This is a genomic window from Loktanella salsilacus (assembly GCF_024206795.1).
In the GTDB taxonomy this organism is placed as follows: domain Bacteria; phylum Pseudomonadota; class Alphaproteobacteria; order Rhodobacterales; family Rhodobacteraceae; genus Loktanella; species Loktanella salsilacus.
The window spans coordinates 2,655,772-2,679,666 of sequence record NZ_CP072994.1 but is presented as its reverse complement, the minus strand read 5'-3'; the positions used below and the strand labels follow the sequence as shown (position 1 = coordinate 2,679,666).

The window sequence follows — 23,895 nt, the reverse complement described above, 5'->3', positions numbered from 1 at the left end:
TTTTCACCCGGCAGTGCGAATTTTTCACCTTATGATGCAAATTTTTCATCTCACGATGCAAATTATTCATCCATGATGTAATTTTTTAATTCAAATTTTCGAATATGGCCTTTGAAGAATTGAAATTGCACACAATTAATCTTTGCGACACGTTGCTGCCCTCCCCGGGGGGAGACGCAAAAAAGCCCTGCCTGTCAGCTGCTGCAATCACTGATCCGACTTTGGTCCAGTAAGTCAAACCGCGAAGCTTGTCTGCCCACCCTGCGTCAGAAAGAGAGAAAGACAGAGATGAAGCGATCTTAGATCGACCGTGAAAAACCGAGGGCATGCCTTTATCTGGCCTCTGACGATCCTCGCATCAAATAGGTTACCTAATATCGACATATTTTTAAGTCAGCGCTTGGAGAAGCATATCAACAAACTGGTCCAACCCATGCAAAAATATACGGAAGACGCGCGTAAGCTAGAGTCATTCAAAGCCGTGCAACCCGGAGCGATTAAGCCTGCCCCATGGATCATATGAATTCCACTGGCGGGATTGTTGCTGTTCGGATTATACACGATCCTCAGAATCCATACAACGCGGCGGTGTTATTCAAGGAATGGGTAGACCCGGAAGTATACATCTCGGTTGAGACCAGAAGTGTCCTGTCCGAGCGCGAAATTGAGGTTATGGAAAAGATGCCAGAAGAACTGGGCAGAAGTGTCGAATATCGACATGTCGGTGAGAAGGCCGATTACGTGAACGCTTGGCAAGATGCGCGCATGAAAATATGTCGCCATGGAACGAGGGCTATTACTAGCGGCGATCGTGCAGGGTTCAAGCACTGCAGGTCGAAGGAACAAGCTGAGCTCTAGCAGTGGGCTTACGATACGATTACCCGGCAATAAGCTGCCTGCATTTTATCGCCGCTGTCACGTAGGCGGCGATGAAGTTGATAAATCTGATGGCCCTAAGGCATCGTGAATTCTGTCATTGAGCCGCTATCGAGATATTCAGTTTCGACAACAGTCTCGCTTGGTGCAACATAGCGAGCTGGGGCTGCCATTCAGAAATCAACGATCCTCCGGGTCAGGTCAAACTGGGAGATCTGACCGTCACTGAAGTTCACTTTAAATGACTTCCGGGTATCTTTACCCATGTTATGTTCCATCACGTCGAGGATGCGCGCAATATAGCCGCGGACCTCTATTCCGATCTAAAGAAAGACACATGAACCTCTATTAGCCGCCTCTGTCTGCATCTGGGCGAGCCTCTTGGCCGCTTTCCAGATGAAGTTAGTCAATTCCTGACGCAATCGTGGAGAGCTATATGTTTTACGGCAATGATCGGGTGCCAAAAACCCATCGAACTTCGTTGCAGCCTGCATGTCAGTCTTGTGCAATCGCTCTGCCGACTATCCGACGACTTTGCACTTCACGAGACGCTGCGATTTGCGCTACGGCGGCACCCCGTTAAAAACGGGAGGATTACCCGGCCACTTAGTTCGAGCCAGCTTTCGCCTTAGGGCCAGCTCCGTGCGTATGGGGGTTGATGGCACGCCCTTGAGATTAAACGGGGGATCGAGTTTCGCCAGAACAGACTCTTCCAGCGACATCAGCGAGCTACGGTCATCGTGAGAAAACATAGCGACGCTCAGATGCTTCTGCATCCATTGGGTAAGATGACGTTCAGACTCGAAAGCAATTATGGCATCCAGTGTTCGGCGAAATGTCGAAGATCGCCTTACGCCGCGTATGTGGTTACCTTCTACGCGTCCTTTTAGAGTTTGAGTTACAATCTTTCCGGATGGCCACCTCGTTGCTCCTGCCTGACCGGCATAGACTAGGCCAGGTGGGACTCGCAGGTTCAGCGCTATAGAAAGGTCTTCTGCTGCCACACTGTCAGCGAACCAAGCATATAGACCTGCCGTGTTGGACGCATTTTCGAGACGGTAGTTTTCTGAAATTTCTTCGCGGCTGCTTGGAGAGGTTAATTGAAGCAATGCCTTGGTGTATGCATCTGTAATGAAATATTTCCTCTTTTCTCGGTAGGATTGGTAGCATGCTTTGGCATTTTCAGTTGAAATTTTAGTAGACTGCAAGATGATTTGGGAGGTCGAGCGAACTGGGCTTGATTTTATCGCCCGCCAAGAGGCAGAAAACCTGCCGGCGGACGTCTTGGGTGTATTAATAGCCTGAAGCAAGCAACTCCCTCATGCCATTCGGCAAGGTGGTGTCTGGCTTTCCGAAGAGCTCTCCACGGTCGTCCTTCGACCAATAACCGGCAATAACACGGCCATCGTTGGCTGATATAGCCACACCTGCTGATATCTCGTTGCACATGTGTGGCATGCATCCTCCTGCAAAGAACCATTCGCCATCTTGAGACATTGTATCGCTACTGACCGCAGAAGCATTCCTCACTTTCTCAAGGTCGCTCCAAGACATGATCTCGAGGAGGGCCGCTTCCATCTCCGGTGCAGTAAGCACACTGTAGGCAGCTTCACCGGCCCAGGCGGATGCATCCTTCACATCAGCGATGCCAGATGGTGCCAAGCCAAGCTCAATCTCAGTTACTGTGTTGTCGGCATTCAGCACGTAACCTGCTGTTCCAGCTGTTCCCATACGGGGCATGACTAACATGGTTCCTTCAGCCGTAGCTTGAAGTTCTCCAAGGTCTGAACAGGTGCCGAATTCCTCAGTTTTGCGAAGACCTGCATCGTTCAGCGTTACCCAAACATACAAGCTCGAGCATGCCGTGCCACCAGTGCTGGTGCGTAAAAGAACGGAATCCTCTTGCGTGCCAAGCACATCTGGCATGTAGGCCGTATTAACGCGCAAAGAGCCATTCCCGCCGAATATCATCGCCTCCAAATCACTATCAACTTTGGCAATCACAAGGGGTCCGGACGGTGTCATCACCGTGACTGCTTCATCGGCATGCGCAGAATTCGTCAAAGCAAAAGCAGTGGCGAAGAGAATAAACAAAGATCGAAACACAGAGCATCACCCTCAAAATAGCAAACGTAGGGCTATCCTATGATGAATGAAATCCATCTACTAGAGGATGTATTAATGTGAGATGCTATGCTCATATAAGCTCCTTGCAATTCGCGGCGTGATGGATCTTCCTTTCTTCTTCCTAGCTAACTTTGGACCTGTCACGGTTTGATGCCGCTCCCTTGATAGCATTTACTGCAACAAAGGAGATTGACTATGGGGCTGAAATAGACGGAGGGATTCAGCTAGGACGCTGTGCGGATTGGATCTACCAGTGGTCTGACACGCAGGCAGGTGGCTAACGATCTGGGCACCGGCATGTCGACGCTGAACAAATGGATCACAGTAAACCGAGAGCGGATGTGGTGTCGAAAGAGGATCTGGGGTGGCACAAAGACGCGACATGTCCACACTGCTTGCGGGCGGACGCTGAATACCGTGCTACGGCGATTGGATAAATATGGCTCCAGTTCCCTGAGGCTCGTCAAATAGGATTATGACTACGCGATTGTCGTCAGAGGAATAGTAGAGTCCAGGACTAACCTCGAAAAGTATGGTTTGCGCGTCCTCGCTGAGCTCCCGTAAGCACTCCTTGCCGTCGAGGATGGTAACGCTTGACCCAGGGCCATGATCAGCGCTGTGGTGTTTAACAAACTCTGGAAGAGATTGATGGCGGGCCCACCCCTCATGTTGTGCAAAGGCCAAAGTGCCAAGTTGATCGTGCGCTGGGACTTCAAACAGCGCCACAACGGGGCCGAGACCCAGGAAGCTGTGACAATTAGACTGAAGATGCGGTTCTGCACCTTCAGGGAGAGCTTCGGCCAATTTCAGAAGGATATAGTTCTCGACCCCGCTTCCGCACCCGGCAAGGAAAAACAATGCGGTCAATGCCGCTACGCGATAATTTGCCATTGGCTCAACTTCTTGGTCGAATAAAATTCAAGGCCAGTATAGCCCATACTCCTTTGAACGGCGCAACTGCTTGCCGACCGCACCTTGAAGCAAGACGCGCATCTGGTCGACGACCGGGATCGGTTTCCAGATCGTCGTGGACTTCTCTCACATAACACCAGCTTTCGTGGTAATCCTCCCGTTTTTAACGGGGTGCCGCCGTAGAACTTACGCAGCCATTTTCAGTTTCATTGCGGGCGTGATGCCGCCGATGCCCATATTCGGGCGGTCGTTGTTGTATGTCCATAACCACTGTGTGGCAAAGTGTTGGGCCTCTTCGATGCTGTTGATGATGTATTGGTCCAGCCATTCGTGACTGACCGTGCGGTTGTAGCGCTCGATGTAGGCGTTCTGTTGCGGCTGACCCGGCTGGATGTGTGCCAAGGCGATGCCGTGCTCTTCAGCCCAATCTAACAGTGCGTGACTGATATATTCCGGGCCATTGTCCACACGTATGGTTTTGGGCTTGCCCCGCCATTCGATGATGTTGTTGAGGCTCCGGATGACCCGCTCCGCCGGCAGCGAAAAGTCCACCTCTATGCCCAAGCCTTCCCGGTTGAAGTCGTCCAGCACGTTCAGCAGCCGGAAGGCACTACCGTCCTCAAGCCGATCTGCCATGAAGTCCATCGACCAGGTGATATTCGGAGCCTCAGGCACGGCCAGGGCGTCCGGCACCTCACGCTTCAATCGCTTGCGTGGTTTGATCCGCAGGTTCAGTTCCAAGGCACAGTAGATCCGATAGATCCTTTTGTGGTTCCAGGGATGCCCCTTCACGTTGCGAAGGTGTAAAAAGCACAGACCAAAGCCCCATGTCTTGCGGGCGTCGGTCAGGCCTACCAGCAGGTCAGCGATCAGTTCATTCTCATCGCTGAGCAACGGGCTGTAGCGATAGCACGTCTCGCTGACGCCAAACGCCCGGCAGGCCAGCGCGACGCTAACCCCCCGGTGTTCCACTGCCTTGGCGGCCATCTCGCGACGCAGAGATGGCCGCGTCACTTTTTTCCAAGGGCTTCCTTCAGCAGATCGGCCTGCATGCTGAGATCTGCAAACATGCGCTTCAGCCGCCGGTTTTCGTCCTCCAGGCTCTTCATCTGGCTGATCATGGACGCATCCATGCCGCCATACTTCGCGCGCCACTTATAAAAAGACGCGGTGCTCATGCCGTGTTCACGGCACAGCTCGCCAACCGGCACGCCACCTTCGGCCTGGCGCAGGATCGCAAGGATCTGGGGTTCGCTAAATCTCGTCATCTTCATCAGATTCTCCTCAGGTATCTTGCTGAGAAAATTCTACGTCCGCATCCCTTTAGTTTTTGGGAGGATTACCCGCTGCGCGCCGCGACTGAATCGCTGAGGATTATCGCTCTTTGATCGCACTCTTTGCATCCATGATCTTTAGGCCATGTGTCCAGACCCAATATATTTTCGTAGAACAGGAATATCTCGATTTACGGTGGCAAATGGTCAGCGTATCCTCTTCTCAAAGGCAGAGAAGGATCGGACAATCCTGAATATACTTCCGTCGAAGAGTATCTTGGGTTTGACTGCCTAAAAGATTTATTAAGCTTTATTTTTGTGGGTGGCGATTTTTGGTTTACCTAGCAACTCTATCGGGACGTTTTGTATGACAACTTATAGCACCCTGGATATCACTTGCGCGCTTTGTTCACAGGTAACACCGCAGAATGTTATTTTGAGCACAAACTCCTATGGGTGGCCGGATTTAGATCTTCGCCCTGCAGAAATGGAGCGCTCAACTTTGGAGTTTTGGGTTCAAAGGTGCAGTAAGTGTGGATATGTTTCGAAAGATATAGAAATAAAGACTTTAAATGCGGAGCTAGCTCTGGGAAGTGATAGGCTTAAAAGGGTAGCTTTTGATTCTACCGGAAACGACATTCAGGATCGGTGCCTAGAGGCCGTAATATTTTACGAGTATGCTGAGGACTTTCGAAACGCAAGTGATTGCGCATTGTATGCAGCATGGATGGCCGATGATCAGAAGAAAACAAAATCTGCCGAGCTATATAGGGCAAAGGCTGCCGATTTACTAATCAAATATTTTGACCGATCCAATGATTCGTATTCAGGCAACACTTTGAGCGCCGTTAGGTTGGTTGATGTTTTACGCCGAGGTGGCCGGTGGAGCGAGTGCCAAAAGATAGCAAATGAATTGTGTGAATTCGATCTTGAAAAAAAGATTCGAGCGGTTGTAGGTTTTGGCATTTGGGCAGCATATAACTGCGATAGTGGTTGTTATACTGTCGAAGACGCACTTGCCTTTGAAAAATTTCCAAGAAAACATGGATCATGGTATGACGATGTGTTGGTATTGAGTTACACGAAGGGGCCTGTTTTTGATACGTATGATGATCTGACCTATTGGCGCGAAGAAAATCGTCGATCGCATACGATACGTAAGGGGGCTCAGGGCTACCAGGTGTATTTTTCTGACGGCGCGGTGACCGCAAATTCGAACAACGCATATCGCGTGAAGGGTGATTGGATTTTCGAGTGAGTTCTGTAGGGATATATTATCTAAAAGTTTTGGTTTTAGTATATTAAATATATTGCAGTTTAACGATCGGTTTGAGCAACTGTGACGTAAGCTAACTTTTGTGGGGGACTCTGTCGCGTGTTAGTTGAAATTAAGGGTGTTAGCATGAATTTGAATGATCTCATACGGGTGATGTTTTGAGCGGTTACAGTGATAATTCGTTTTGGGTTGGCGACATAGACGGATTCGTGGATATTGATGCTATAGAAAGAGAGAACGATAGAGAGTTCAATAATTTAGAAACACAATTTGAACTCGACAGGGCTGCTGATATTAAGCTTTTAAATTGCCAGGCTATATCAGCTTCAAGTTTAGCTGTGGCAGGAATTCCTTTGAATGAATGGCGGTTGGGTATTCATAATGCGGAGTTAAAGTTGAGTATTTGTAGAGATATCAGGGAAGTGGAGCGGGTTTACGTAAAGGATCTACTTGATTTGGGCCGACGTTACGCAGTCTCTCGCTATTCAAAGCGGGAGGGTTTGCTATTTTCTTCGGCGCTAACGGCCACATTTCCTCATGGTATCAAGGCACTTCTATATCAATTTCTAGATAATATTTTCTTTTCCAACAAATTATCGAATAGGCGGAAGGTCCAAGTTGCACTAGAGCAAGCGTCTGCTGCGGATGATTTGCCTGCCTACTACAAGGTTGGAATTGTGAGGGCTGCGATATACGATATTGCGAACGAAAGTTTGGGATCGTTAGGTTGCCTGAGTTTAGACAAGCACTTGATGAGAAGTATCTTATCTCTGGTCCGCTTGTATTTTTCAATTTGCGAAGTGAACATTCAAACGATTAACGAGCTTGATCATGTAGGTGGTTTGTATGAATCCGCTCGAGCTAAGGTGATCTCTGAATCTTCCAATATACAGCCCATAAGTGGGCGTTTTATAAAAAATTGGGAGCTCCGTCACCTCCACCCTTTAACGTATTACTATCCAATTTCGATAAGGAACTCGTTGACTCGTGCCTCGATCGAGAATGGAGCCTCCACCGGCGCTGATCGCTCTATTATATTAAATGAGATGGCACTAGTGCGTTGCGAGCTGGATGTTATGAGGCGCGTTTCTAAGGGGAGTAGAAGTCAGTAATGGTGGGAGTTTTTCGTTATCATGGACCCACTTTGAGTAATTGTGTTGGTGGTGGAAAAATTCTACGAAAGCGCAAACGTGGCATTGCGGTAGGGGAGGTCCTGGTCGGAGCGGATTTGGCATTTATTACGTTTAAGGATTGCACTAAGTCTATTGAAGAATTTCGGGACTGCTTGCCAGCGTCCTATTTGACACTGACCCGGCGAGAGGCAGATCTGATCTCTTTGGCAAATCCTGGCGTATTGCCGCCGCTAGCAATTGAGGATTTATACCCCTGGCTGCCAGATGTTCTTTTTTTGAATGACTCGAGAAAAAGTTTTGAGATTCTTAGTCATTATATCCAAAAATTCGGATCCAAGCTTGATAGGGCAACAATTTATTGTAATTCAAAGTGGGGAACGATATGCAACTCTATAGGTATCAAGGCTGTTGCTGATGCCCGGTATTACAGTGCGTGGCATTTGCCGGTGCAGGACGTATTTGTTCTGGAAGATCGGCGTCCACAAAGAAGCGTAGTGGTCATTGACTTTAACTCAATGTATCCATCGTGTATGCAGCAAGAGTTCCCTGATCCTAAATCAATGCACGTTATGTCTTGTAACAGGTTCGTTGGGTATAAGGAGACATTGCCTGTTGGCCTATATCGGTGTTTGTTGAGTGGGCCAACTTCTGAATTTATAAATAAATATAATCCATTTCGAACTTTTTTCATGGGGCGCCGGTTGGGTGTTTCATTGGATGAGGATATCGAGGTAGATCTTAATGAGTTTGAAGTTTCCTTTTTCCAAAATCATTTTAAAAGTATCTTTCTGGAGAGCGCTGTTGTCTCACGTAAAACCATATCGCATCCCTTAGCGCGTGAGGCGGTAAGATCGTTTGCTAGACGTCGAAATTATAATAGGCAAGGAAATGCTCCACTTGCCAATCGTGAGAAGTATCTTTCGACACTATTAGCTTCTTGTTCCAGTCGCCCAACTGTGATGAAAAAACTATTTCGTTCAAAATCTGATGCGGATGAGTATATTCTATGCGAATATGGAATTTCGAAATTCAAGGGTGAACCTATTTATGCGTCTGAAAGTTGGTTGCGTGGCGGTAGGGGGGTGTCTGTCAAGGAGGTTTCGAGCGGATTTTTAGTGGAGGGACCAAACCTGACCGATGGATCCGCTTGCTTTTCTTTGGGTCAGAGAATTGTTGCACGAGCGCGTGTTGTGCTCTTGGCCAAAATGGAGGCTATATTTACCTCAATAGAAGGAGTTGAGATTTGCTATACAAATATCGATTCCATTCATTTTTCCATACCAAATTCAAAACTAAGCAATGTTTTGGAGGAGCTTAGTGAAAGTGCGTCTGATGCAATGGGGTCTTTTAAGATTGAATGTGTGGCCGATCATGGGTTGTGGCTCGAACCAGGCCGCTATTGGCTATATGGTGAGAAAATTGAAAAATTTAAAAACCGAAGTATTGGCAGTCGCTTTGGCGCCTTCAAAGACTATTCAACTTATGTTTCGGTTCGAAAAATCAGCGATCTATACATTCCGATTAAATCATCAGTAGGGATGAACAAGTCAATGTCTTACACCAGATCGCTTCAACGCCAAAAATCAAAGGATATTGTTTTGCAAAATATAATATTGGTCAAGGCATCGACAGAATTCACTGATGTTTTGAATCAGCTTGAGGAAAACAAAAAACACTCGATTCCGCAGCGAATGAACGCATTTCTAAGTTTAAAAAACAGAATGGAAAGACTGGGTTTTTCTAGTCGCGCTGCTTCGCGACTAGAAAAATCGCTAGATTGATGTGGCGCGGAGCGACCCCGGAGGGGCGTGTCCAGTGTTAAACACTCGCCGTAGAAACAATTAGGTTGAGCAGATTCTACTTCTGAATCGTATATTAATGGCTAAGAGCTAGCAATACATACGCTCAATTTTCTTCGGTTGCTAGACTTGGAAAAGTGGGCTGCCATTGCCTGTAGACCTTATATCTAGTTTGATATCTGCAAGTTCCTTAATATGACAGATCACAAATTTAAGCACCTTAGTCTGATAGTGAAAAATCTTATTGTATTGGGTTAGGTTATTTATATTTTGAGTTCGTCGTGCTGCCTCACGACGAACTATTTTAGCATTTTTGATGTGGTGCAAGGCACCCCAGAAGGGGCGTGTTCCAGTGTAAAACACTCGCCGCAGAAACATGTTGGCCGGGCAGATTCTGCAAAATGAATTATATGCAGATAATTTAGTAAGTCTAGGCAAGTAGCGCACACTATTTTTGCCTTTTGCTATACTCGAAGGCAAAGCTCCAATTTGGCCTATTTTATCTGCTTCAGATGCCGAACTATGTATATTAAATTATACTTCTACATCCCAACTTAGCCACAGTATAGAGCAGGTAGATGGACCGTCGCGCAGGGTAACGGTGTCGTTTATCTTTTGGAGACTTCGGATTTGATCTGAAGCAAGAGCAGATACGTCATACGAGATTTTTCGTCTACTGGTTAGTGTCCATGCACCGACCCCCTGATCGAGTGCGATGTCAATTTTTCGACCATCTTGCCATTCCAGCGTGAACTGGCGTCGGTGTGGGCAATTCTTATAGTCGGCAATAATAATCTGGGCTCCCGGATTTAGGGACTCGAGCACTTCTTTGCGTAGTCGGTCGACCTGCCAATCGTCTTGTAGGTTTCGCTGAAGATAGCGATCAGACACCGGCAGATTTGACGCTTTGATGCTGACCGTTGTTGCAGGCTGTCGGCCCGGCGTCTTAGCTAAGATTTGCGCCAGTAAGAGTGCGCTTACGGGATCGCGTAAGTATCTGTCGCTGTATGTTATTGACGCTAGAGGAGAGGAGCCGGCGAAGACTTGTGGCCTTCGATTTCGGATGTGGGCCCAGAACCTCGTGCCAAATCCTACCAATGGGCCATCAAACTCGGCGGTGATCTCACTGCGGACAGTATCACCTTCGCGAAATGTTGCGACTTTCTCAGGGGAAATAGGCTTGCTGAGTATGGGAGGTTGGTAAGGGCCAATGAGCAGAGGTGCATTTGAGGTCCGTCCCCAGAATTCGCCCGCGATGGCAGCTTCTAGGTCCGGAGATGCAACACCGGTCGGTATGCCGGCTAAAGTCATGTGGCACAGCAAAGGCAGGTCACCGTTGCTTGATTTTACGTCCCAGCAGCGCAAGGTGGCCCCTGTTTTTGACAATAGCCGCAACAGATCAAGACGTTGAGCCATATCCATCGAAGCGATAGCACCTTTCTCAATTGCAATGGAGGGTGCGACACCAGCCAGCACGAACGATGGAACGCAATTTAACAAGTCAGGGAGGGACCACTCCTCAGGGGTTCCGTGAAGATAAAGGACAAAGTCAGTGACGCGGCCATTCAATAATCGGGGAGCAAGCCAGCTGCCTAGTTGCTGCGTGAGCGGTTGGGTCGAGGGTCCGAAAATCTGTCGCTCGGGTGATAATTGCAGGAGAGGCAGCATATACGCTACGGTCTCGAGCGCTCCGGGGCGATTCATATGATCCTGATCGTATTGAATGTCTCCCCGCAAGACGCAGTCGGGACATCCATTCGAACACCGGGATGGACAGGTCAGCCTATCTGCTGCTGCAGCTAGCAGCTGTGGCAGGCGCTCTGCTGCAAACGGAGAAAAACCAGATCCACCAGATGAGCGGTCATAAAGAAATAAAGACATTCGCTTTTGCCCATCTTCACGCAGCGATGGTTCAGCCCCAATCCCGATTTCCTCGGCCTCAATGCCCAGGTGCTGAGATAAAACTTCACGCAAAGCCGCAGCGATGCACAAGGCACGGTCACGGCCTTCTTCGGTGCCGTTCAACACATCGATCTGTAGTTCGAAGACATCGGTTGCAATTTCATGGCCTAGCACAACATTCCGCCTGATCCGACGAGAGCCAGCATCGCACGCAGGGCAAAAACCATCCCGACGTGCCCCCTCGCGGGACGGAGGCATCAGTGGAAAATGGTTCGCCATAGCTTTGGGCAGCGCAGTTTCGCTTGCATTGCCGTCTTCCGGATGAGCCAGGCCGCAAGTAATGCAGATTGCATATCCAAAACTGCCACCGGACGCAGTGTAAAGGACTTGGCCAGTGCGGCTTGTCCGCATTCTTCCCAGAGAGGGGTTTGCTAATGCTTGCCATGCAGCATGCCCTGCCGCGATACGGGGCCTATCTGGAGCAACAAAACGAACAGCCTCGAAAGAAGTGTGTGGCTTTGATCGGCTTAGAAAGCCGCTAGGACGCAGAATTTCAGTTTGTCGCGGAATTGCATCGCACTCTGGGCAAGTTTCAATCCGATGTCGGGAAACGCCAAATGCAAAACACTCGGGGCAGGTCCAACGGCTCCGTAAGTCTTCTACACCATGTGGGTCGAAACGGTTACTCCAGGCGGGCAAGATGCCGTCGCTACGGTGCACAAGCCCGTCGATCACAACCTCAGATCCTGGAGCGTAGTCGCGGATAGCGATATCAAGCTGGCGCGACGGGCTTCGGTTTGTGCTGTCGTCGCGTAGCCGATTGAACTCTACTACGTCGACCGGAAAGCCGTAGGCTGGTGCGAAGCCGCGGCGAGCTAATTCAGACATTAGGGTGTCGTTGCGCATTTTGCGCGCTCGGTTTGCATAAAAGCCGCGTTCAATGTCACCATCTTTTGCTGCGGCCCAGCCTTGGGCCAGCGTTTCGAACTCCTGCCGCCACCGCGCGCGAAGGTCCGAAAAAGCCGCGAGCGTGCGCTGTGAAAGGCCATCAAGCCCTTGAAGGGCAGTTCCAAGCACCAAGTCGGCCACAGCTGTTTTAACTTCGGGTTGAGTGGGCCAATCAGAAGCGAGCGCCGACACAAATTGGTCGGCCATTGCATCCTGTGCCCAAGGTTGGTCCAATTCCTTTGGTGCGCCGAAAAAGCCGCCAATCTTCATGGTTACATCCGCACCACCGGCTTCTCGCAAAAACATGCCAAATAGCAGAGAGTTTACGTGGCGACCGACGATGATTGGGCTATCCAGTCGCACCGCTGGTGCCGGGATGGTTGCTGCGAGAAAACGTTGCGGTGCGCGGAAAACTTGCCAGTCCAATGGCTTGTCTTTGCAGAACGTGAACGATAGCGCCCATGGTTCACCCCGGCGACCGGCGCGACCAATCCGCTGGCGATAGTTGGAGGGTGCTGGCGGCACGTTTGTATTGACCACCGTGCCAACGTCAGGAATATCGACACCCATCTCCATCGTAGTTGAACAGTTCAGAATATTGATCCGGCCGACTTTGAACTGATCTTCGTAGGTTTTCAAACTATTGCGATCAATTTGGCCTGAATGTTCCTGGGCACGAAGAAATGGAGCAAACAGCGCGGCACGGTCGTGAATATCTGACCACAGGCCCAGGTTGCGCAGGTTGGCGACTACAGGGTCTGTCGCGAGCCAATGAACGGTCTTCGAACGGTTTGTTGCTGTTAGGCCATTGACGGATGGGTTCGGAAGGCGCGGGAACTGAATTTCAATAAGTCGAGGGCCATCAATTGCGTTGGGTGAGTATCCGGCGCACGAATAGGGCAGGAGCCGTTGTGTTAACGGGCATTGCCATGTTGTATCTTGACGAGCTAATGCGGATTTTCGAAGGTCAAGCTGCCAAGCGCCTGGTCCTGCATCGCGCAAAATGCCAGAGGTTTGCAGTGCTGTCCAAAGTGCGGCCAATATTTCATCAGCACTTGTCCTATCTGCGCCGGAGTTCGAGGTCCCGCCGGTCATCGCATAGACCATTCTAACGAGGCGGTTGCGATCTTGACTAGCGAGGGGCCACCGCAGAGTGCGGCCGTAAGGCGCGGCACTATCTCTGTCCGCTTCGGGGCCCAAAAGCACGTTGGTGCCTTGCCGCGGGCTGACCCAGTGCGCAAAATCTACATCATCTTTGTCTAAGCAGACGGCAAGACGACCCCTGAACTCGTTGTCGATAGCCATGGACAGTAGTGCGACCCAATCGTCCATGCAGTGACCGGCTTCTTTCATTGCCGCAGGCAAAGGCTTTGCGCGGGCCTTCCGCTCAAGTTCTGGAAAGACCAGCCGCACAAGACCCAGCGTTTCAGCATTATTTTGAAGACGAGGACGTCGGAACATTTCAGACAGCAGAAAGAGTTCAGCAAGTTTTGCGGGCTCTTCCGATAGCGTCTTGCCGCCATAAGGGCGACTCCGCCATGTGTCGCCAGCGAATCCTGTTAATTCAGGATTGCTTGCTAGCAGGTTGATCATATCGCGCCATAGCACGACGCCGGCACCACCTTCTGCTGTCGTTAGCGCCGCTCGAAATTCTGCAACGACAGCGTCCATGCCAAGTATGTCTTGTAGTTTTGCGATATGGTCTCGCAGTTCTGCTGCGCGAATTGGGTCGCCTTGCCCCGCCGATTGCACCGAGTGCCAAATTGCGGCGCGCGTTAGATTGCGCTCTGCTTCTTTCTGTAACTTGGCAGAAAAGCGGGCTGTGCCCTGTCTGCTGTCCGTAAATGACAGCAACCGCCTTCCACCGAACGGCATTGCTTTGAGGCTGCCTTGGCGTTCAAGTGGTGGCATTGTATCCAGCAAAAGCGGAAAGGCGCTTCCCAGTAAAAATGGAGCGCCAAATCTCTGCGCCCCGAGGTGGCAGAATTTTGTGGTCGCGGCATCGCAACAACCACGTTCTTTTGGCGACGCCATGCCAAGGGTCACATGTCCTGGCTCTGATGTGTCGATATCGCGGACGACTGCGTCACTTAACCTGACTGGCACGGTAGGCAGACCTTTGCGCGGTGCACCCAAGACGACGTCAGCGCCGGCGACGGGTCCATCGCTGACATCGTCCGGCTCAACATCCAGATGGAAATCGTCCTCATCCGATGATGATTTGCTCTGGCGTAGTATGCGGGCCTTACCCGTCTCAAGTTGCGCAAGTAGCCAGGGTGTGCCGCATTCGCTGCATGCAGTAACCTCAAATGTTGGTGCCCCGCAGCGACAGGTCTCAGTATGAAACAAATAAATTTGCCCAAATGGCCAGTCGCTACCATCTTCGCAGAGCTCTGGAGCACGTTCAGCGCAGTCTGGATCAATACATGCAAAAAGACCTGCCTGAGCACGGTGGAAGACATTTAGCCGCCATGGTGCAAGTGCAGGCGCGCCCGGGTCCTCTTGCGCTTGTGCCATGGCATCAAGCAAATACCTTGCCAATGGATCTCGATGCTCCGGCGCTGTGTCAGGCGAGAGGATAGCGCTTAAATCGCGCAGCGTCGCGCCGCCTATACGCATGCGCTCGCGTGCTTTTCGAGCGCGTGGGTGGCTTGCAAGTTGGGACCAAAGCGAGGCGGGCTCTGCAGTCTCAAGTGCGGTCCGATCAAACGGCTGATCGAAGCCAATGGTGGGCAGGTTTGGCTGCCGTTCCTCACCAAGGATTACCTCAACCTGTGTTTCTGGCACCCCACCCAAGTCTGCAACAAATCTTCGTAACGCAGCTACCGTCTCGGCACCTTCGCCAATCGTGGCTGATGTCGCAATTAGACGAACTTCTTCGCCGCGCACGCCAAAAGCCTGCCGGACGCGGCGCAGCAACAAGGCCATTTCAGCAGCCTGTGCGCCGATATAGGTATGCGCTTCGTCAAGCACGATCCAACGGAGCAGCCCTTCAGACTTTGCCAGAATGTTACGATCCTGCGATCGCGTCAACATGTATTCCAGCATTGTCACATTCGTGACCAGAAGGTTTGCCGGTGTTTTACGGAGCGTCTTTCGGTCTGCAATTTCTGCTGGCGATGGCGGCTTTTGCAAGCTGCGGTCGTTGGGTGTGTCACCATTATACAGGGCATAAGACACTTTGCCGTCAAATGGTGCGATCCACGCAGACAATCTCTCGCGCTGACTCTCGATCAGGGCATTTAGAGGATACAGAACAATCCCCCGCACTCCATGACGCGGGCCGGTTTCAGCTTGTGTCACAAGATCATTCAGCATCGGCACCATGAAGCATTCTGTCTTGCCCGATCCAGTGCCGCTGGTAACCATGACGCTCTTGCCGGCTGCCGTGTGCTGCCAAGATGAAAGCTGGTGACTGTATGGGTGACGGTCGCGCGGGATTGCCTGCTCTCCGGCAGCAGCAAGAGCGTCTACAATATCGTGACGCAGTAGCGTGCCAGATAAGTCGCTCATCATGGGGGCTGCGAGTTTCCATACGCGAGCGGCTTCGTAGATCGGATCTGCGATCAAACTGTCGTTTGTCCCAGGATCAGCACTCAGACGGCGTAGGAGCATCGTTCGTGCTGCGTTGGATCGGAGATTGCCGCGCGCTACAATCGCGGATGCGGCACGAGTGGAAATTTCGGACAATGCTGCCGCGTAAGTTGAATGTCGCATCTATTTATGGCCTTTGAGAAAGCATGGCGATGGCGGCAGGAAGTGCAGCCTCAATATATAGTGGGTCGAATTCTTGATAGTGCAGCAAGGCGATCGCCATGCGCCGATCGGGCGGATATTTGCGAAATCCTAAGACATACTCGGCCATTATTATGGGGGCGTCCGTCAGGTCACGGATTGCGGGATTCAGATTGTCAAATGTTGCGGGGGCATACACTGACCGCAATTCAAATGCATGTGTCGCATCGCCGTGCCGTCCCAACGCCAGTCTTGCTTCGCGTAGCAAAACTCGCTCAGGCGCTGACAGACCTTCGGGAACCTGCCCGAGTTCGGTGCTAAACACCGAAAATAAATTCATTTTATTCGCTAACAGCAATAAAACGCCGGATAAATCAGGGCGATGATCCCTTATGGAGCGAATTTGAGCAACAAGAGCTTTTGAAGCGAAGTGAGATGGCATCTCGTCTGGTAAGCCAGCGGCTTCTAACCGCAATCTTAATCTTGTGCGCTCGCTTTTAGCTGCTGCAAGCCAGCTATTTAGCGGCAATGTGATCCAAGCAAATGGACTTGACCGCTCCAGGTCGAGCCGGTCGATCAAACGATCTGGTGCCGATTGTAGTAACATCATGGCTGGAATTTCGGGTGTGCCTGCCAATGCGGACACCACGTCAAGGCTCGACAAGCTACCTACGATTGCCATCTCGTCCATCTGTTGAAGCAGAAGCGCCAAATCACCTTGGCCAGCTGGAGTGAGCAATCGGCGCAATGGCTCTGCAAATGCGGCAATACGTTGTGATCGCGCTGTGAGCCGACCCGCAGCGGCAAATCCGTCGCTAAAACGAGGGATTTTGAGGTCTGCATTATGCTGCTTTAAAGTAACTGGGCGTGCGGGGCGCAATGCGCCCTCAGAATCCGATGGCAAGATTAGCCAAGGTCCGGGATCAGCTGGCAGCAAATTAGGTAAAGGAGTGCCTGAAGTTGCAACGATGTCTGTGGAAAGATGGGGCGCAAGTAGGTTCAGGCACAAAAGCTCCAAATCTTCGCCACCCTGTGTATCGCCTTCTGCCATAAGCGCTTCATCTGGCGTCCAGCGCGCCTCGCGCAGATAGGACCGCACTGTCAGTCGAACACTTTCTTGACCAGACAGGATCAGTCTAAGTCGAATACTTGAGTCCGCCCCGCCAATCGACATCATATCGTGAATTAACGGGGCAAAGCGCGCCAGTGGTGTTTCGTGAGAAATTGTTCTCAGCACATTGGGATGATTTTCGCCGTCAGCGCTTATCAGTCGAAGTCGCAAGTCAGCATGAGCACCGTGAGGCAAAACCATCCGCCAATCGCGCATTTGACCAATTTCGATTTCAAGATCGTCTCGCAGGACGTAATCATTTTCGCCGACAAACCAAGCGCGGGTGGCTGGGACAGGAAGCAGGCAGCGAAATTTGCGCGTTGGTTCGTGCGGAGTCGAAAAGTCGACTGCAACGCGTCCCGCCAGATCGTCGTTCTGCGGATGATGCAGGGCTAATTCCCCAGAGGCTGTAGCTTGGCCGCTAATGGAATTGGTGACGGAGGGCTTAGCAGAGCCCAATGTAGCGATAGTCCCAGCCGCAAGGCCTCTGGCGTGTAGGGTTAACCCACCCTCGATGGGACGGCGAAGTGAAATTTGCGTAGCCTTAGGCAAGACGTTAATCTGTTCGATAGCTTGCACCTCGGCTTGATTTGGACGCCATCCGATCTGAAAAGCACCGGTGTGGTGAAAGCCTGTCTCGTTGGCGGATGGTAACCCCGGGATCCAGCCGCTTTGCGGATTGCGACGCCATGCAAGTTCTTCGGTTCGAATATTCCGGCCGGGGCCCATTGCTGGCTGGATCATAAACTGAGGTATTCCAGAATAAACGTCGCTTCCGTTGCGATCGCGCAGCCCAGAAACGATCCCGCCCTGCGCAACCAACCGGTCAGCACTTTCTTCGTCGGCACCGGTGGTTACGCGCAGCGTCCAACCCGCGCACTTGATACTGCCCGCCCCAGCAATGCGCCAAAGTCGGCCAGACGCGCAAAATCCGTCGGGTTCGATGCTCAGACCATCGCTGTCCGGTGTGTCATCGTTGCCAAGCAGTAGCCAAAGCGCCGGTCTACGCGTGCGAACCGCGGTCGCCCCAAGCTTGCGTAAGCGTTGTGCTGCGTTCTCGGGATCTTCGTTCAGATCTGAATCGGAGGTCCAAAGCGTCGGCATCTCGGCCGGATCAACGACCGCACCGCCAGCGGGCATTAATTGACCAAGGTCTACGCCATCTCCGATCATCTGGAAGGCGACAGGATACGCAAGGCTCAGGTCAATTTCAGCGGTTCTCGCACCTGAATCGCGCGATAGCCGCCATATCTGATCTTCGTCGTCGCGTTCGGCGGAAATGATGATGCCTGCCGCATTTTGTGCAAGCATCAAATCGGGCAGCAAGCGCAATCTGCGCAGATTCCTGTCCGCGACAGGGAGCACCCATTGCGCTACTTCAGACTTGGCAGCAATGGCTAGCCGTTCTGCCCAACCGTTGGGGGTGCGCAGTAAAACCCTTTGAAACATTTCAGCTGCAGACGGACGGATTTCTACACTCAGCGCCTCGTCAACAAGCCCGCGCGCACCGTCTTCGTCAATTCGAAGCGGTAACCGATCAAGCCAGCCAGGCCGATTTGAGTCAAGCCATGATGTCCTTGCAGCCGCAGGAATAGAAGGAGGGACCTGGCTACGTAGGCTTAACAACTCAAAGGAGAATGCAACAAGCGTTTCTCGAAATTCCGGCTGCCGAAATCCGAGTGGGAACGATTTGAGGCGGTGATTGGCATGTGCATGAATGATTTCTGTCGGAGCATTTACACCAAGCCTGAGAATGTCCTCCATCAAGCGCAACACCAGAATGCGGTCGCGGCCATCAGGATCGGCTAAAAGGGCTCTTGGCAAACCGCCCTCTGCGGCAATTGTTTTTAAGTAGTATCTGGCTGCTTCACCTTGGACGACAGGGCGTCCCATCCTCGCCATGCCGCGCAATGTCGTTTCTCTGAAGGTCCCATCTTCGCAGTTAGCACGCAGTGGATCTGCATAAAAAGCCCAAGTTTGTGCGCCACCGCTATAGTCACGCCGGAACCGTTCAGCAGCCCAAAGCACGAATGGGGCTGACATCCTAACCAGATGTCCGTTCTGTGCTGCGATTCGTAGCGCCTGCTGCAATCCCTGATACTGAGTATTGTCGATCCGATAGCGGTGCAGAGGATGGCCGGGTTTAACTTCGATGTTATAGCGTTCCAAGATCGGGTTACGCTGAGCCGCTAAAATTTTGGCGTCCATTGACGGGCTCCGGATGGATTTGGGTTGCATCGCAATAAAAACTGGCTAATTTCAATTAATGCAAGCATAAGTTGCGTTTCCCCGAAATTATTATTAGTTTTGTCGTATTCACAGTTTAGACAAATTTAATTCACGATTTTGCCCGCTTCATAGCGCTGACTGGAGCGAGGATGCATATGGCCGGTTACGGCATTGCTATTGTATTTCCATGTGAACTCATTGAAGTTAGGGCACTTAAAATGACCCTTAAAATTAAGGGCAGTGAATGCCAAACTTGCTTTGGTATTTATTTATAGTTCGGGATCTTATTTGATGCGTGTTTTTGACGCTAAACTGCCAACATCTCGATCTAAGGTCTGCGCTGGATACTTTGACGGCGATATGCTGTTCGAGGTTTGCGGCTTGATCGGTCGAGCGCTGCCAGTTCCGCGCTACGTAGCTAATACTTTTGCGGCGCTGACACGAGGAGCGCCAACTTGCCCGTCGCCCTATCTGGTTAAATCTATGGGACTCGACTGGGACAAGGTTCCCAAGGAACCGCTTGTATTGATTTCCAGTAGCCCGGTCGATTGGTGCGAAACTGTGCGCGGTGCGCCGGATGGCTACAATCCTGCGCTGGAATTTTTGCAGGGAATCCTTCCCACCGTCCTGGGGCAGTGGTCTTTCGTCACTAACCTCATCGTGCCTGAATACCCTCTTTTTGGCTGCTTGGATGCGCCTGAAGGCCTAACGGAGGGTCCGAATGATCGAGCGGTGGATTTCTATTTGCCACAGGCTGATCTGGTTCTTGAAATTGATGGAGGACAGCATGAGGATGCTAGGCAAAGACACAAAGATCTAGCTCGCGATCGGTTTTTGCAAAAATTCGGCATTAAGACTCTGCGTTTGAAAACATCAGACCTACGTGCACGAAACTCAGTATTCAATGATTTTATCTTGGCTCTGCTGCAGCGTTGCGAAGATAGCCCTCGGTTAAAGCCATATCGGACTTTTGTGGATAATCGTAAAAGTGAGTCGTTATCGCTGCGGCATGACCTAACCGCTGTCCTGCGTCTTCAAGTTGCGATTATGCTCGCAATTTCGCACCGCCAATTGGATTTGGCAAGTCCTGAATGGCATCTGACTATATCCCATGATTTTCAAAGCCGTTCACAACCTGAGTGGATCACTGCTGCGCTATGTGAGCTATTCGACTGGTTTTCGCTGTTCTCCCGATTGGATGGAGATCCATTTATCCCTCCGGATTTGCGTGTCGGACCAGGTGGTATGCCTGTTGATATACGTCTTTTTGACCGGCCGGACGATGCTATGGTGCGCAAAGCAGGTTTGACCGTCTGCACGTCTGCCGTGCAAGGACATCCGGTCTTGCTGAAATACCCAGACCGTATCATCTGGAATCGCAACTTCGGACTCTCAGCCTTGCGGAGCGATAATTTTACCCGTGCGGGACACACATTACCGTCATTGGAGGATTTAAGCGATCTGAGTCACCGCGTTTTTGGGCACGAAAGCTTTCGACCAGGGCAGGATACCTTGATCTTGAACGCAATTTCTGGACAGAAGTCGCTAGGACTTATGCCAACCGGTGGCGGAAAGTCCCTTTGTTTTCAGGTGCCTGCGCTCCTTGGCCCCGGCACGACAATCGTTGTTGTCCCAATCAAGGCGCTTGGTCGTGATCATTGTGCGGAGCTAGAAAAGTCTGGATTTACTGGCCGCGTCGTCAACATCGACAGCGACATGCCTGCAGTTCTGCGTGATGAAATTTATGCCCGTCGTATTTTGAACGGAGAAATGAGGTTCGTATTCGTTTCTCCGGAACGGTTTCAAAGTGACAAGTTTCGGCAAATTGTAAGAGGGCTGCGCGAACAGGGCCAGCTGCGAATGTTCGTGATCGACGAAGTCCACTGTATGAGTGAGTGGGGCCATGACTTTCGCCCGTCGTATCTGACGCTTCCGGGCACCTTGCGCAGTGTAGCAAATGATGTGCCTGTCCTGGGACTTACCGCCACCGCAAGCGTAAACGTCTTGCGCGATATTCAGAACGAGTTTGAAATTCCAGACGAGTTGATCGCCTATGAAATGCACCGCAGCCGGACGGAGTTGAATTTTTCAATTCGCGAGGCGCTTAGCACACCGGATCAGGTTGCACGCGAAGTGAGAGAGATCGTCGCAACGACGGAGGGGAACCTGCCACCGCCGCTTCATATTTTCTCTCGCTATGTGAACGGATCCTCTGGAACAGAACGTCTTTCCACCATGCTCGCGAACGATGGCCTTGGTCTGCGGGTAGGCATGTTTTCAGGATCGGCACCAAAGGATTTGAAGCTCGACAATGCGTTTGATCGGTTGCTCGATCAAAACCTGCCACGGCCTAAAACCTATGACGACTATAAGCAGACGGTTCAGACTCTTTGGAAGGACTGCCGCCTTGATGTAATCGTCACCACAAAAGCGTTCGGCATGGGTGTCAATAAGCCAGATGTCCGCCATACGCTACACGCTGGTATGCCCAGTTCTATGGAAGCTTTTTACCAAGAGGCTGGTCGCGCCGGTCGGGACCGGCAGCCAGCGACCTGCCACATGTTGTTCCGTCCTGAACCTGACAACGCCGAGGAAATTTTCCTGAGAATTGCTGAAAACCTAACCCCGGAAGGGATCAAGAGCGAATTGGAGCATCCAGGCGGGCGGCGTAAATCGCCTGCAGGCGATCTCCGAGCGCAGCTTTGGTTCATGGCGCAGGGACTAATCTCTGTCGAAGAAGAGTTGGTGCTCGTGAAGAGGTTGCATGGTCTACTGCAATCGGACCCTGCCGATGTTCAATTTATTCAAGCTCGCCAGCTTAGCGACATTGCGCAAGGCGGTTTACGGTTCCAGATGACGCTTTATCGACTCTATCAAATGGGGCTAATTGCCCCTTGGTCGGTCACCGATTGGGGGCTTGGAAGTGGAGAAGAACTGTCGGTTCAGGCCGTCGAGGTTCGCAGGCTGGATGCGACTTATAAATCGGCGTGCCGATCCGTCATGGCTCGGATACAAGCTGTAGACGGTAAAGGTGCCGAGACGGCAGTCGTTAGCCAACTAAAATCAATGCTCGACGGCCCACAAGACTGGATGGCGATCTACCGTTTGTTGTTGGATTGGGTTCGGCGTAAGCAACTCGGTGGACGGCTTGAATCCACTTGGAATCTTTACCGCGAGTGCAATGCCTTTAAGCCAGAGCGCGCTGTCGAATTTCGCAATGATCTAGAGGCCTTTTTTAAAGTCGACAGCAACGCTTTTCAATTGGCTGCATTGCGGGACATGCCGACGCAAGAGGTGGTTGATGCTCTCGATGCCATGTTGGTCGTAAAAGGCGACGACGTCGTAGCCACTTTGCGACCATTGTCGGCACAACTCACTCGGTTGCTAGAAGGCACGCAAGACAATCCAGGTCTTAATTTAGCCAGCTTTTGCTTTCAACTCGTGACCGAAGTGCAACCCGGTCAAGAAGCCCGGATGCGCTTTCGCGCCGCTGTTCCTAATGGTCCCCTGTCATTTTGGATGGGTCCTGGCCGTAAATTATTTGCGCGCATTGCATCTATCAGTCCTGTAGGCCGCGATATAATCGGTAAGTGGTTGATCGAAGACCAACCCGACCGGCAAACACTGCTGGAGATTTATGAGGCTATTCCCGCGCCCGCGGTGCACAAAGCTTTGCTTGATGAATTCGCCACTGACCTGGCACTAATTGTATGAGGCACTAATGTCGTTCCAAGAAGGCTTTGAAGCAATTGAAAAGGTAAAGGCCTCTGGCTTGCGGCTTTCTGATACCGTCACAAGGGTTGAGGCTCTTGAAGTAAGACTTGCAACACTGCGCGCGACACAAGATGGCATCGCAACTTTAGCCACCCAGCTGATGGACAATCTTTCCATGCTGCAAGATGCTGCTGAGGGGCTTTCAAGTCAAAAAGTAGCATTTGAAGAGTTCGCGGCTACTCTGCCAATCCTTGTTGAAACGGTGTTGGCCGACGCCGAAGCGCGTATCGAAGAGCAGCAACAGGACATGGCCCGTTTGGTTCACGGACTACCCACAATCGTAGAGACGGTAGTCGAGCGCAAGCTTTCAGCTCTGATGTCGCAACTTGAGACAAACCTTTCGGCGCGTTTACAAGATGAGTTGCGCGATACACGCGCGACTATGAGAGAAGCAATCGAGGTAAGCGCTAGCCGGAACGAAGCCCGCATAGATGCGGCACGCAAGGACATAATTGCAGACATGCCCCGGACGATTTTCGGTCGTCGAGGAGCTAAGGTCTAGTTTCCTTCGTTCATGCTTTGTTGGGCATATAATAGCCATATTTAACACGATCCCAAAGTGCACAGAAGATCTGTGCCAAGTCTCTTTGAAGCTGATATCGCGCTGCGGGTAATCATTTAGTTTATCAAGGAGCGAAGAAGCTAGTCACATTAGGTGACTCGGCTTCCAAGATGTCTGCCGAGATTTTTCGTAAGTGAAGTTCGGAGGGGTAGGAAACGAGAAAAATTTTACATTTGCGGTTTGGTGTTTCGGCGTTGCCATGCCGTTCCTCATTTGCTTAGGTGTCCTGAAATAAAT

11 protein-coding genes and 2 pseudogenes are annotated in these 23,895 nt (G+C 51.2%); 7 read left to right on the top strand and 6 right to left on the bottom strand.

Going from position 1 to position 23,895, the window contains the following annotated elements:
• Nucleotides 1-510: 510 nt before the first annotated feature.
• On the top strand, nucleotides 511-858 hold the full coding sequence (locus KBW81_RS12945) for a hypothetical protein (protein ID WP_254247447.1): 348 nt from the start codon (nucleotides 511-513) through the stop codon (nucleotides 856-858).
• Between the two features lie 581 nt (nucleotides 859-1,439).
• Here the strand turns inward: KBW81_RS12945 and KBW81_RS12940 are convergent.
• Entirely contained in the window at nucleotides 1,440-2,186 is a 747-nt protein-coding gene (locus tag KBW81_RS12940; protein WP_254247446.1) for a GIY-YIG nuclease family protein, read from the bottom strand.
• Nucleotides 2,170-2,982, bottom strand: a complete 813-nt coding sequence (locus KBW81_RS12935) for a hypothetical protein (RefSeq protein WP_254247445.1) — start codon at nucleotides 2,980-2,982, stop codon at nucleotides 2,170-2,172. The genes KBW81_RS12940 and KBW81_RS12935 overlap by 17 nt, the downstream gene beginning before the upstream one ends.
• 255 nt (nucleotides 2,983-3,237) lie before the next feature.
• Between KBW81_RS12935 and KBW81_RS12930 the strand changes: the two are divergent.
• Nucleotides 3,238-3,365, top strand: a pseudogene (locus KBW81_RS12930) (IS3 family transposase); the annotation flags it as partial.
• Nucleotides 3,366-3,921: 556 nt separating this feature from the next.
• On the opposite strand, the pseudogene KBW81_RS12925 reads toward KBW81_RS12930, so the two are convergent.
• Nucleotides 3,922-4,035, bottom strand: a pseudogene (locus KBW81_RS12925) (IS1595 family transposase); the annotation flags it as partial.
• A gap of 66 nt (nucleotides 4,036-4,101) precedes the next feature.
• A protein-coding gene (locus KBW81_RS12920) for an IS3 family transposase (RefSeq protein ID WP_254247444.1) occupies nucleotides 4,102-5,189 on the bottom strand; the annotation gives its coding sequence in 2 pieces (ribosomal slippage) (nucleotides 4,102-4,928 and nucleotides 4,928-5,189; 1,089 coding nt in all).
• A 367-nt stretch (nucleotides 5,190-5,556) separates the two neighbouring features.
• Between KBW81_RS12920 and KBW81_RS12915 the strand changes: the two genes are divergently transcribed.
• The 3 genes from KBW81_RS12915 to KBW81_RS12905 all read left to right on the top strand — a co-directional run bounded on the left by KBW81_RS12915 (nucleotide 5,557) and on the right by KBW81_RS12905 (nucleotide 9,379).
• The gene (locus tag KBW81_RS12915) at nucleotides 5,557-6,447 is read left to right on the top strand and encodes a hypothetical protein (RefSeq protein ID WP_254247443.1); all 891 of its coding nucleotides are present in this window, start codon (nucleotides 5,557-5,559) and stop codon (nucleotides 6,445-6,447) included.
• A 227-nt stretch (nucleotides 6,448-6,674) separates the two neighbouring features.
• Nucleotides 6,675-7,577 carry a hypothetical protein gene (locus KBW81_RS12910; RefSeq protein ID WP_254247442.1) on the top strand — a complete coding sequence of 301 codons (903 nt, stop codon included), beginning with the start codon at nucleotides 6,675-6,677 and terminating at the stop codon, nucleotides 7,575-7,577.
• Nucleotides 7,577-9,379: a hypothetical protein gene (locus KBW81_RS12905; protein ID WP_254247441.1), complete on the top strand. Its 1,803-nt coding sequence runs from the start codon at nucleotides 7,577-7,579 to the stop codon at nucleotides 9,377-9,379. Before KBW81_RS12910 ends, KBW81_RS12905 begins: the two co-directional genes overlap by 1 nt.
• Before the next feature lie 552 nt (nucleotides 9,380-9,931).
• Here the strand turns inward: KBW81_RS12905 and KBW81_RS12900 are convergent.
• Complete coding sequence (locus KBW81_RS12900; protein ID WP_254247440.1) at nucleotides 9,932-15,964, bottom strand: DEAD/DEAH box helicase; 6,033 nt, start codon at nucleotides 15,962-15,964, stop codon at nucleotides 9,932-9,934.
• A gap of 4 nt (nucleotides 15,965-15,968) precedes the next feature.
• Nucleotides 15,969-19,301 carry an STY4851/ECs_5259 family protein gene (locus KBW81_RS12895; protein ID WP_254247439.1) on the bottom strand — a complete coding sequence of 1,111 codons (3,333 nt, stop codon included), beginning with the start codon at nucleotides 19,299-19,301 and terminating at the stop codon, nucleotides 15,969-15,971.
• A gap of 261 nt (nucleotides 19,302-19,562) precedes the next feature.
• On the opposite strand from KBW81_RS12895, the gene KBW81_RS12890 reads away from it, so the two are divergent.
• Nucleotides 19,563-23,036 (top strand): DEAD/DEAH box helicase, encoded by a 3,474-nt coding sequence (locus KBW81_RS12890; RefSeq protein ID WP_254247438.1) that lies wholly within the window; start codon nucleotides 19,563-19,565, stop codon nucleotides 23,034-23,036.
• Between the two features lie 7 nt (nucleotides 23,037-23,043).
• On the top strand, nucleotides 23,044-23,598 hold the full coding sequence (locus KBW81_RS12885; protein ID WP_254247437.1) for a hypothetical protein: 555 nt from the start codon (nucleotides 23,044-23,046) through the stop codon (nucleotides 23,596-23,598).
• Nucleotides 23,599-23,895: the final 297 nt, after the last annotated feature.

Bases quoted from the DNA above. Each gene is read 5' to 3' on its own strand.
- KBW81_RS12915 (WP_254247443.1), top strand. From the start codon at position 5,557: ATGACAACTTATAGCACCCTGGATATCACTTGCGCGCTTTGTTCACAG.
- KBW81_RS12900 (WP_254247440.1), bottom strand. From the start codon at position 15,964: ATGCGACATTCAACTTACGCGGCAGCATTGTCCGAAATTTCCACTCGT.
- KBW81_RS12885 (WP_254247437.1), top strand. From the start codon at position 23,044: ATGTCGTTCCAAGAAGGCTTTGAAGCAATTGAAAAGGTAAAGGCCTCT.
- KBW81_RS12895 (WP_254247439.1), bottom strand. From the start codon at position 19,301: ATGGACGCCAAAATTTTAGCGGCTCAGCGTAACCCGATCTTGGAACGC.
- KBW81_RS12905 (WP_254247441.1), top strand. From the start codon at position 7,577: ATGGTGGGAGTTTTTCGTTATCATGGACCCACTTTGAGTAATTGTGTT.
- KBW81_RS12945 (WP_254247447.1), top strand. From the start codon at position 511: ATGGATCATATGAATTCCACTGGCGGGATTGTTGCTGTTCGGATTATA.